The sequence below is a fragment of the Acinetobacter sp. UBA801 genome, from assembly GCA_002296655.1.
Classification (GTDB): Bacteria; Pseudomonadota; Gammaproteobacteria; order Pseudomonadales; family Moraxellaceae; genus Acinetobacter.
In genome coordinates this window covers 66,304-76,435 of sequence record DBIN01000025.1, presented here as the reverse complement: position 1 = coordinate 76,435, position 10,132 = coordinate 66,304, and the positions used below count along the sequence as shown (strand labels likewise).

Genomic DNA, 10,132 nt, shown 5'->3' with positions numbered 1-10,132 from the left:
CGGTTATTTATGGGAGGATTACCAGTGGATAGTACTTGATAGATAGTCGCTAAGGACAACGAGATTCCATGCAGCCTCATCCATTCTGTTTGCAAAAGTAGAGCACCAAGATTTCTAGCCGAGCGCATTTCTAATATCAAAGCTTCTAGCTCAGCATTGATTTTAGTATTTGGCGATTTTAAGGGACGTTTACTCTGACTACTTAATCCATCAATAGCTTGTGCAGAATATCGTTTCCACCACTTGCGTAACATTGGTCTAGAAATGCCACATCTCCGACAAACTAGGTCAGCATCATTAGTCTATTCAAATAAATTAAGCCATACGAGTCTTTGTAGAATTTCTCTAACACTCATTATATTGAAATGATGTCTCTGAATCACACACTTTTAGGTGCTGCAAAGCGCAAGCTTATACATCTGAGTTATGGTGTTTTAAAACATCAGACTGCCTTTGAAATAGATTATTTATTAATCGAATAATCTAAAAACCTGATTAACTACCACGACGGTATCTCAGGTAGGACACTATGAAAAATAGTCTGGCTATTATCGGCGCAGTTCGGTTGAAACTATACTGCATGTCCTCCAATGCTTAGGAGAGAACCCTAGTGCAAGGCGCTTTGAATTTTAAAAGTCATATAAAACTCACATATTAGACCTCTTGCGAAAGTATAGTTTTATCTAATTTTTGAATTGGCTAAAACCTTATAAAATATAGCTTTTGACTGCTTAAAATTTGACTAACGCAAGAAGTCTATTTTAAAACTGAAAATCTGAGAGCACCTTCCTGGGTTATATCGTTGACTTTTTGCATAAAACCATTATTTTGTTCCACATCAGAACGAAATAGGCACCACGGAATTTCGCTGTAAAGCTGTCGCAGAAGGGAAGCAGGTCTGTTCTAAGATTTTTTTGCGGCTACAGCAATGGCAAAGTTTTAAAAATAAAAAGTTGCTGCAAGATGTTGATTATAAAATTGAATTAATTGAGTAATCAGCTGCGGTTCGTTTTTAAAAATATCTTCGATTTGCACTGATGGTGATACTAAAAGGCTGAAGCTTTTAACTGCATAAAATTATGCGGCTACTGATAATCAAATCAATTGAAATTTTGCTGTGTAAATGTGTTGAAATGTAGTGAGCTATTGCAGCAATAAATAAGTTTCACTATATTAAAACTACAGTAGGTCATTCAACATAATAGACGCTACGATGAAGTTGGACGGATCAATGACAGCTCGTTGAGTTTGCAACATAGGTTCAAACAATAAATCAGCACTAGCCTTCCGACATAAAAAAGCTCGCAGCAATGCGAGCTTTTTCTATGCTAGAATAAAGACCAAGCAACTTTACAGTGATTTTGTAAGTTGTAAATAAAATTCTAAAAAATATGATGTTGAAATATAACGATAATTAAATTGTTCTTTAAAAAATTACTACATTGTCAAACAATTTAACATCTCACTTTTTTAAAAAATTTATAAGCTATGGTATAAAAAATTTCCGTCAAGAAAAAAAAGGGAACAACAATGACGCAACTAGTCGATATTAAAGTTAAGGACCAATTCAGCCATATTTACGAAGCAAAGGCATTGCTGCGTAATATTCCAGAAAGCTCATTGGCCGCGGGTTTGGCACTTTTCCACAAAATTGAACATATTATTGTAGAGGGTGAAGTGATTTTGCCAAGTATCGAACTTTTATTTGAAAGTCGTGAATCTGACAGTATTTTCCGTGTTTTGGAGTAAATTTTTGTGATTCCAAGATTCGTTTAAAGAAGCTCACCTTGATGAGCTTCTTTTGTTTTGGGTCGATATTTTTTACAGAAGCAAATGCAGCAATATGCTGACCAACTTTATTATTAAAATATCAATCGATTCGATTTGATCATTTGCCATTTTCAATCAGCTGAATACTTACATCGTATTTATCAAATTCTTGAATCACTCTCTGAATGACTGTTTGTCCTATTGTATCTCTGGCTTGAAAACTAATTTCCTGATTCGTCTGACTATCAAAACAATCAATTTGCTGAATTTGCCATTGCTGTGCATCAGCGCTTTGTTGAATTACAATTCGACGAGGTTGCAGTTGTGCAGAAATTTGACGTGGCAATACATTGGTGATTGCCAGTTGTATTTGATGCTCTTGGTCTTTCGGGCTTAAAAAGGTAATAACCCAATTGCCCACTTTACTTAATTGCATTGGATTGTCGTAAGCATCAAACTCTAAAAAAAATGCGCTGCCCATGCCTAAACCCTAGTTTCAACAATTTTGGTTAATCCCTATATCGCTGATTTGTATTACTAAGGGCTATGCATCTAAAGTCTTAGTTTATGCTGGAATACTGTGCGTACAGTCTATCTTAGATTTCAAATCTATATGAAAAATAATAAAAAAATAAAATAGGCCTAAGTTTTTTATGGTTTTTTTATCGTTTAAAAGACTTAGAGTGAATTAAAAAAATCTAAGCATTAAGCAGGATTAAGTTTCTGTAAAGAATAATTAATTTGCTGCAAAACTCGATTTAACTCTTTAGGTGGCAAACGCGTTTCTTGCAAAGAGGTAATCCACTGCATTTGGCATAGTTTTAAACTGCGAATATCTTGCGATTGTAAAATGCGCTGAATTAATTGCTTGGCCATGAGCCCACAATGGCGCTGCAAAGTATCCATCATTAAAAATTTTACATCTTCAAAACTTAAGGCTGAAATTTCTAGTTGAGCTGCTTCATGCTGTGCAGTTTTTTCTTCTACCACTGTTTCTGTGGATGTTACAGCTTCGGCGTATGTTTCTGTATTTACACGTGGTGGGGGAACGTGTAAATGTTGTGTTTGAATCGGCGCTGCCAAAATTTCTGCATGAGAGGGCTGGGGAGCGCTGGAAAGATGAGTTTGAATTTCAGTTTGAAAAACCTGTGGGGCAGAAATAGTTTCTGGTTGATGTGTATTTTCGATTGTTGCCGTAAGTGTTAAGTCTGGGGATTCATCAAGCGCAGTAGGTGCAATGAGTTGCATATCTAAAAGCTGCTCAATGAGTTCAGGTGGTGCAATACGTTGCTTGAACTGATCACCCAATAAATCAAAATCTTCAGTACCTATGAGTACCAACAAGCGACGTTGACGTGCATTTAAATCACGTGTGCGCTGTTGTAATGCATCTAGACCGTGTTGAGTTTTTTGATAATTAAACATGAGCCTTAATTTATTTTCCTAATAAATTGAGGCAAAGCATAGACTGTGAAAATTACAATAATATGAATAATTTATGACAGGTAAATGCAATAAGGTTCACTTGAAATGTTTATAAAGTCAAAATACTGGTATTTTCGAGCGCCTTGCGTAAGTAAGGATCTAAATCTTCTTGCCTTAATAACCATTGCACATAATCGGCAGGAAGGTCAGCAATTGCTGTACCACGATGTTTACCAAAATTGATGATTTGTGGAATACGTGCTTCTTCTGAGGCTGTGTAGAGTTCTTCAATACTTTGAATTTGTAATTGATGAACTTCGTGCATCAAAATATTAGCCGTTAAAATAATATCCATATCGGCACGATGCGCTTTTTTAATCATGTCACGCGCTTTCTCGCTGCCTTTGGTAATCATATAAATTAAAGCTGAAATATTGTGTGCTTCTGCATTCGGCCATACGCGACGAGCAAGTGCCAAAGTACAAATGGCTTTAATTTTAGAGGTATCTACACCACATTTTTCTAGAGCTCGAATATCGTAATCAATATTATGTCCAATGATAAAGGTGGTTTCGGCAGGTAATTCAAAACTACTGTAATGTGGTTGATCAATTAAGTCAGACTCTAATATATGGTGTACCGCCATCGCTGCGAATGAAATCGGCTCATCCACTTGATACAGTTGATCGAAAATTTGACTTTTATCCAGACTGATTTTGCCATCTTCAACTTGAATGGGGGCGTAAGCAATCTCAATAGGTTGTCCATTTAAAGTATGGGTTTCAGTGTCGAGAATAATGGCTTGCATGTCCTGATTCGCTTGCGTCATTCAATAAAAATGCAATCTAACATTAGCGCCTGCGTATGACAATTGAATCGAAATTTAATAAACAACTGTATATGTGATCGATTTACTGGTTCTTACAGTAAGTGTTTAATTTTAAATAAAATACACTTGCATATTAATTATTGGAATCTTGCCTGATGTTATAAAAAAGCGTACAAATAAAGATTGCGAAGGATGCAATCAATAACAATATGAAGACAAGGGTAAGCAAATGAAAAAAATATGGTTAAGCGTGGCTTTGGCCAGCAGCAGCTTGTTTTTAACCGCCTGTAATGATGATCATGACGATACTAGCGTTATAGTAATTGATGATGGGGTTCCGAAATATAATTTTAGTGCCCCTAGCTATCGCACCTGCATCAAATTTAGCCTTGGTATTGGCGGGTGGTGAACAAAAAGCAGCTCAAGAGCCAGATGTAATAAAGAAAGTACAGACACTTGCACCATTAGATACGTTTACTGCTCTAATTGCTGCGGGGTTAAAAAATACTGCTCCAACCTTGCAATATTCTGAAATATTTGTACCGCCAACAGATCTACTTGCTGCTCAGGCAGAGTCTCTCTGTTATGAAACATTAGGTGGGAGTATAGCTCAGCCAATGCTAGAGCATGTGACGTCGGTTGGAAAATTGGATGGTTATCCGCGTACTCAACCAAATTTCATGACGACCATCCCTGAAGTTAAAGATTTCTTAACTAATAGCTCACAGCCGTTAAAAGTGAAAATCAGCACGCCTATATTTATTTATCAAGGAACAGCAGATCCAACTGTCCCGAAACAAGTTACCGATTACTTAGTTCAGGCGGCTCAAGGGGTAGGAACTAAAATTCATTACGTCACTGACCAGGATTTACCTGTAGAGCAAAAATGGGATCATGGTTCGGTGTATGTGAATAATATGGATGAGATTGTTAAAGATGTGCAATCGTTAATGCCTATTCAATAAGTCATTGAATTACGATAAAGATCGATTTGACCTGAAATAGCTCGTGTTTTATCTGAAACATGAGCTATTTTTATGTAAAACTGAGCAAAGTTCATTCTCTCAGTTCACAAACTTTATGCTACAATACGCGCCAATCTTAGCACGGCTTAAAAGCCCTAAATTAATAGGACCTCGCTAATGTTTGCCAATATTTCTATTGCCGAATTTGATCCGGAATTAGCTCAAGCGATCACAAATGAAGATGCGCGCCAAGAAGCTCATATTGAGTTAATTGCTTCTGAGAACTACTGCTCACCTGCAGTAATGGAAGCTCAAGGTTCAAAACTTACAAACAAATATGCTGAGGGCTACCCTGGCAAACGCTACTACGGCGGTTGCGAATACGTAGATATTATTGAACAACTGGCGATTGACCGTGCTAAAGAACTCTTTGGTGCAGATTATGCTAACGTTCAACCACATGCTGGTTCGCAAGCAAACTCTGCAGTTTACTTAGCTTTACTTAACCCAGGCGACACTGTGTTAGGTATGAGCTTGGCACATGGTGGTCACTTGACTCACGGTGCAAAAGTAAGTTTCTCTGGTAAAACATATAATGCTATCCAATATGGTTTAAACCCAGAAACTGGCGAGATTGATTACGAAGAAGTTGAGCGTTTAGCGCTTGAACACAAACCACGTATGATCGTTGCTGGTTTCTCTGCGTATAGCCAAATTGTAGATTGGCAGCGTTTCCGTGATATCGCAGACAAAGTAGGTGCTTATTTATTTGTAGATATGGCACACGTTGCTGGTCTCGTGGCCGCGGGTGTTTATCCAAATCCTGTACAAATTGCTGACGTAACGACTACGACAACACATAAAACATTGCGTGGTCCACGTTCTGGTCTAATTCTTGCGAAAGCAAACGAAGAGATCGAGAAAAAATTACAATCTGCTGTATTCCCTGGTAACCAAGGTGGTCCACTGGTACACGCAGTTGCAGCAAAAGCGATTTGCTTTAAAGAAGCAATGGCGCCTGAATACAAAGCGTATCAACAACAAGTTGTTAAAAATGCGCAAGCGATGGCTGAAGTTCTTATCGAACGTGGTTATGATGTCGTATCTGGTGGTACGAAAAACCACTTGTTCTTGCTTTCTTTAATCAAGCAAGATATTACAGGTAAAGATGCAGATGCATGGTTAGGTGCTGCGCATATTACTGTAAACAAAAACTCTGTACCGAACGATCCACGTTCACCATTTGTAACTTCTGGTATCCGTATTGGTACTCCAGCAGTAACTACACGTGGTTTTGGTGAAGCAGAAGTACGTGATCTTGCGGGTTGGATTGCAGACATTCTTGACAGCAAAGGTGACGAAGCTGTAATTAATACTGTAAAAGCAAAAGTTGAAGCTGTTTGCGCGAAATTCCCAGTTTACGCAAAATAAGCATAGCCTTGAGAAAAGCCCCTCAAGGGGCTTTTTTTATGAATGTAAAAAATTGATTTTGCGTTCAATAAGCTGAATTTCTGTTATAACTTAAGCGTATTGAATATGATTGTAGGCAAGCTGATGATGACAGTATTGTCGGAATGACAGGAATAAAATTAAATGATTAGACCAAAGATTATTATTTCAGAACAAGATTTGCACCGTTTGGAAACGATGCTTGAGCATCAACCTAAATTGACGCCAACGATGCAACATCTAGAAGATGAATTGGCACGTGCTGAAGTAGTTGCGCCACAAGATGTACCAAACAATGTGGTGAGCATGAATACCCGCGCATTGATTACCATTGCACCTGCAAAAGAACCGACTGAAATTACCTTGGTTTATCCGCATGACTTTAAAGGTGAGAAAGGGCAGGTGAATGTGGTTGCACCTGTCGGAACTGCCATTTTAGGATTAGCTGAAGGACAGGAAATTGAATGGCCACAGCCTGATGGCCATATGATGAAAGTCAAAATTGAGAAAATTTTATATCAGCCAGAGCGCGAAGGCGATTATTTGTAATCTGCTTATCATCTTGCGTCTGGAACATAAAAAGCCATGTTGATCATGGCTTTTTTATGCACTGATGTTTTTAATCAGTCCTTTTATGACTAATGTCATCCGAATATAGAAAAGCATTTAAGCAGATCGACATGAAAAATTGCAAAATATTACATGACCTTAGCCGAAAAACACGTACTATAAAATCATGAAAAGAGAGTTGGATGGTCTATGGTCTATGGCTCAGTTTGAAGTGTTACTGCCTTTGCAAGAGATTACGGTGGATCGTGCTGAGCTTTTGGCGGTTCAACGCAATGAGTTAGTTCCGTTATTGAATGATCAATATCGTCTCAATCATTATGCAGATCAGGTGATTCAAGCGCAGTCAGTTTTATTGGATGGGGTGGATCCACATTTAACTCAGCAATTGAGTGTGACCATTGAGCAGTTGATTCAGGCGCTTGGCAAATCTAAAAAAGTGTTAAAGCAACGTAAGTTTAATGCACTACAAAAGTGGCTAGGCATAGATTTGGAATATGGCGCGGGGCAAGTGCAATATTATAAAAACCTAGATCATTTATTAGGACAAGCAGACCGTTTAAGCCAAAAGCTGCAAATCGAAATTCAGAAATCACAATCACGTTTTCAGCAGTTGGTTGGTTTGCGTGAGCAAATGGCGAAATACATTCAAGCTGCCGATGAGTTTTTAGTGGAATATCCACGATTTGTGCGCAATCAGCATCCTTTGGATAATTTTAGCGAACGCCTAGCCAAGAAAATTTATAGTTTAAAGACTTTGCAAAGTAGCAATGATATTGCGATTACCCAAATGCAACTTTCACAGCAACTCTCTTTTAGTTTGTTAGATCGCTTTAAAGAAGCACAGCAGGTACTCATTCCTGCATGGCAATATCATGTCAAACAAAGTCAGCAAAGTGGCTCACACAGTCAGCTAGAAAAGCTGGATCAAAGTCGTGAGCATTTAATTAAGACGTTAAGAAAATCCTTAGAAAAACCTGCGCAATCATAAGGCTCGGTTTTGATTAGATAGAGGCGAAATATGACAACTTCTGAACAACACAATGTCGCTGTGCAAGTGAGTGATGAACAGACTCAGCAACAATTTCAGCAACTCAATTTGCAGGAAATTGGCTTACAGGCTGATGACTTTCAGGAGGTGCTAGCAGCGCGTAAAGAATTAAGTGATCTGAGCCATCATTCGGTTGCAGAATATGGAAAAAATATCGCTACTCAAACTGCAAGTTATACCGATGAGCTTTTAGGTTTAGTGCAAAATAAAGATTTGGATGATACAGGGCAAAAGCTGAATCAGGTGGTGCAGGTTGCACAGCAGTTAAATACCAACAGTATTTTAAATCCAAACAAAAGTAGTGGCTTTCTAGGTGGTTTATTCAATAAGTTGAAAGGCGCCAAACACAGTTTCGATCAAAACTTTAACAGCACCAAAGCGCAAATCGACAGTCTAGTCACAGAAATTGAAAGCTCACAAAATGGTTTAAAAAACCGTGTAGATACGCTAGATAAAATGTTTCATGGTGTGCAGGATGAATATAAACAATTGGGGATTTATATTGCTGCAGGTAAGTTGAAGCAGCAAGAAATTCAGCAGCAAATTTCTGAATTTGCCGCGCAGCCACAGGATCAGACTACGACTCAAAAAATTTATGATCTCAATCATCTTGCTAATAATTTAGAAAAGCGAGTGAGTGATTTGCAGGTATTACAACAATCTGCCATGCAAACTTTACCGATGATTCGGATTATCCAGTCCAATAATTTAATGTTGGTCGATAAATTTTATGCGATTAAAAACATTACCTTACCTGCGTGGAAAAATCAGATCAGTTTAGCGATTTCTTTAAATGAGCAGAAAAACAGTGTGCAACTGGCCAACAGTATTGATGATGCCACCAATGAATTACTGCGCCGTAATGCAGATTTATTGCATCAAAACTCGGTGGATACTGCCAAAGCCAATCAGCGTTCGGTGATTGATATTGAAACCCTTGAACACGTACAAAATACCCTCATTAAAACTGTGAACGATGTGATTCAGGTACAAAAAGAAGGAATGCAAAAACGTGCAGAAGCGACTACGCGTTTACGAGCCTTGCAAGAGAATCTAAATCAATTGGTGATTGGATCAAGCCAACAGTTTGGTGAATAAACGTGTTTGACAATGACTTCATTTAATCTGAAATTTACCTGAAAAGGAGTCGGATTTGCCCGCACTTGATGAATATGCCATTCAGCCACAGCAACTAAAAACAGGGGTTGTGGCATTACAGCAGCGCCAAAAAAAGCTCAGTTTTTTGTCTGTGCTGTCTATGACGATGGTGCTTATATCGGCAATTGGCTTTTTTATTCAGCAAGATGTGATTTATAGCTTCTTTGGTTTAAGTACTGAAGTTCAGCAATTTCACATGCCTGCAAGTGTCGATGCGACTTTGGCAAATTTAGGGCAGCAACCTGATTATTTTTTTAGCTTATTGAGCTGGTTTGGTTGGTTGATTTTAAAACTGTCTGTGTCGTTTATGGGTGCATTCGTTCTAGTTCATCTACTCAAGAAAATTCGTTTTTTTTATATTCGCTTTCAGTCCTTTGTCTTGAAATTTGTAGCTTGGTTGCTGAGTTTTATCTTACTCTGGTCGGCATTGAGTTATGTGCAGCATGAGCGACAAGATGATACGCAGCAGGTATATGCCAAAATTGTGCATTATGAAAAGCACATTCAGGAAAGCGAATTGGCGCGTTATTTACAAAATGCAGACATGGCAGCGCCTGTTAAGGCCTATTTGTTGGCGCAAACGGCATTGATGCACCATCCTGCAGATAAAGATGCAGCTATTCCGCAAGTCTTGGCATTGGTCAAAGCCGAGCAGCAAGATCCGCAATTTTTACAATATGGTTTTAAACCTGAACAGTTGTGGACGATGCAGCAGCAAGTTTATGGAAAAGCTTTAACACCTATGGCACAAAGCGTACATAAGCAAGTGCAGCAAGCAGAGCAATTAAATATGCTGGCTTATTATATGAATCTGGCGGTTATGGTGCTTATGTTAATACTGACTGCGGTACTGTGGTTTTTATCACGACATTTACAGCAACGTATTCTGCGGATTCAACAACAACTTGAATAAAAAAA

General features: G+C 38.3%; 10 protein-coding genes and 1 pseudogene. 7 read left to right on the top strand and 4 right to left on the bottom strand.

Going from position 1 to position 10,132, the window contains the following annotated elements; all coding sequences use genetic code 11:
• Window positions 1-356, bottom strand: a pseudogene (locus B2W49_RS04740) (helix-turn-helix domain-containing protein); the annotation flags it as partial.
• A 1,174-nt stretch (window positions 357-1,530) separates the two neighbouring features.
• On the opposite strand from B2W49_RS04740, the gene B2W49_RS04735 reads away from it, so the two are divergent.
• Entirely contained in the window at window positions 1,531-1,749 is a 219-nt protein-coding gene (locus tag B2W49_RS04735) for a hypothetical protein (RefSeq protein WP_168419226.1), read from the top strand.
• A gap of 139 nt (window positions 1,750-1,888) precedes the next feature.
• Here B2W49_RS04735 and B2W49_RS04730 read toward each other — a convergent pair whose 3' ends face one another.
• The 3 genes from B2W49_RS04730 to B2W49_RS04720 form a co-directional block, all read right to left on the bottom strand.
• Window positions 1,889-2,251 carry a hypothetical protein gene (locus tag B2W49_RS04730; RefSeq protein WP_291335023.1) on the bottom strand — a complete coding sequence of 121 codons (363 nt, stop codon included), beginning with the start codon at window positions 2,249-2,251 and terminating at the stop codon, window positions 1,889-1,891.
• Between the two features lie 224 nt (window positions 2,252-2,475).
• A complete protein-coding gene (locus B2W49_RS04725; RefSeq protein WP_291335021.1) occupies window positions 2,476-3,195 on the bottom strand; it encodes a hypothetical protein in 720 nt (239 codons plus the stop codon).
• A 109-nt stretch (window positions 3,196-3,304) separates the two neighbouring features.
• A complete protein-coding gene (locus tag B2W49_RS04720) occupies window positions 3,305-4,003 on the bottom strand; it encodes an exonuclease domain-containing protein (RefSeq protein ID WP_291335033.1) in 699 nt (232 codons plus the stop codon).
• 374 nt (window positions 4,004-4,377) lie between these two features.
• On the opposite strand from B2W49_RS04720, the gene B2W49_RS04715 reads away from it, so the two are divergent.
• From B2W49_RS04715 to B2W49_RS04690, 6 genes are all read left to right on the top strand, one after another.
• Window positions 4,378-4,989 (top strand): hypothetical protein, encoded by a 612-nt coding sequence (locus B2W49_RS04715; RefSeq protein ID WP_291335020.1) that lies wholly within the window; start codon window positions 4,378-4,380, stop codon window positions 4,987-4,989.
• 177 nt (window positions 4,990-5,166) lie between these two features.
• A complete protein-coding gene (glyA, locus tag B2W49_RS04710; protein WP_019836649.1) occupies window positions 5,167-6,420 on the top strand; it encodes a serine hydroxymethyltransferase in 1,254 nt (417 codons plus the stop codon).
• 162 nt (window positions 6,421-6,582) lie between these two features.
• On the top strand, window positions 6,583-6,987 hold the full coding sequence (rnk, locus tag B2W49_RS04705) for a nucleoside diphosphate kinase regulator (RefSeq protein ID WP_291335018.1): 405 nt from the start codon (window positions 6,583-6,585) through the stop codon (window positions 6,985-6,987).
• A gap of 217 nt (window positions 6,988-7,204) precedes the next feature.
• Window positions 7,205-7,996: a tellurium resistance protein gene (locus B2W49_RS04700; RefSeq protein ID WP_291335031.1), complete on the top strand. Its 792-nt coding sequence runs from the start codon at window positions 7,205-7,207 to the stop codon at window positions 7,994-7,996.
• A 30-nt stretch (window positions 7,997-8,026) separates the two neighbouring features.
• Entirely contained in the window at window positions 8,027-9,154 is a 1,128-nt protein-coding gene (locus tag B2W49_RS04695; RefSeq protein WP_291335016.1) for a toxic anion resistance protein, read from the top strand.
• 55 nt (window positions 9,155-9,209) lie between these two features.
• Window positions 9,210-10,127, top strand: a complete 918-nt coding sequence (locus B2W49_RS04690) for a hypothetical protein (RefSeq protein WP_291335014.1) — start codon at window positions 9,210-9,212, stop codon at window positions 10,125-10,127.
• Window positions 10,128-10,132 lie beyond the last annotated feature (5 nt).

Bases quoted from the DNA above. Each gene is read 5' to 3' on its own strand.
- B2W49_RS04735 (WP_168419226.1), top strand. From the start codon at position 1,531: ATGACGCAACTAGTCGATATTAAAGTTAAGGACCAATTCAGCCATATT.
- B2W49_RS04730 (WP_291335023.1), bottom strand. From the start codon at position 2,251: ATGGGCAGCGCATTTTTTTTAGAGTTTGATGCTTACGACAATCCAATG.
- B2W49_RS04725 (WP_291335021.1), bottom strand. From the start codon at position 3,195: ATGTTTAATTATCAAAAAACTCAACACGGTCTAGATGCATTACAACAG.
- B2W49_RS04720 (WP_291335033.1), bottom strand. From the start codon at position 4,003: ATGCAAGCCATTATTCTCGACACTGAAACCCATACTTTAAATGGACAA.
- glyA (WP_019836649.1), top strand. From the start codon at position 5,167: ATGTTTGCCAATATTTCTATTGCCGAATTTGATCCGGAATTAGCTCAA.
- rnk (WP_291335018.1), top strand. From the start codon at position 6,583: ATGATTAGACCAAAGATTATTATTTCAGAACAAGATTTGCACCGTTTG.
- B2W49_RS04700 (WP_291335031.1), top strand. From the start codon at position 7,205: ATGGCTCAGTTTGAAGTGTTACTGCCTTTGCAAGAGATTACGGTGGAT.
- B2W49_RS04695 (WP_291335016.1), top strand. From the start codon at position 8,027: ATGACAACTTCTGAACAACACAATGTCGCTGTGCAAGTGAGTGATGAA.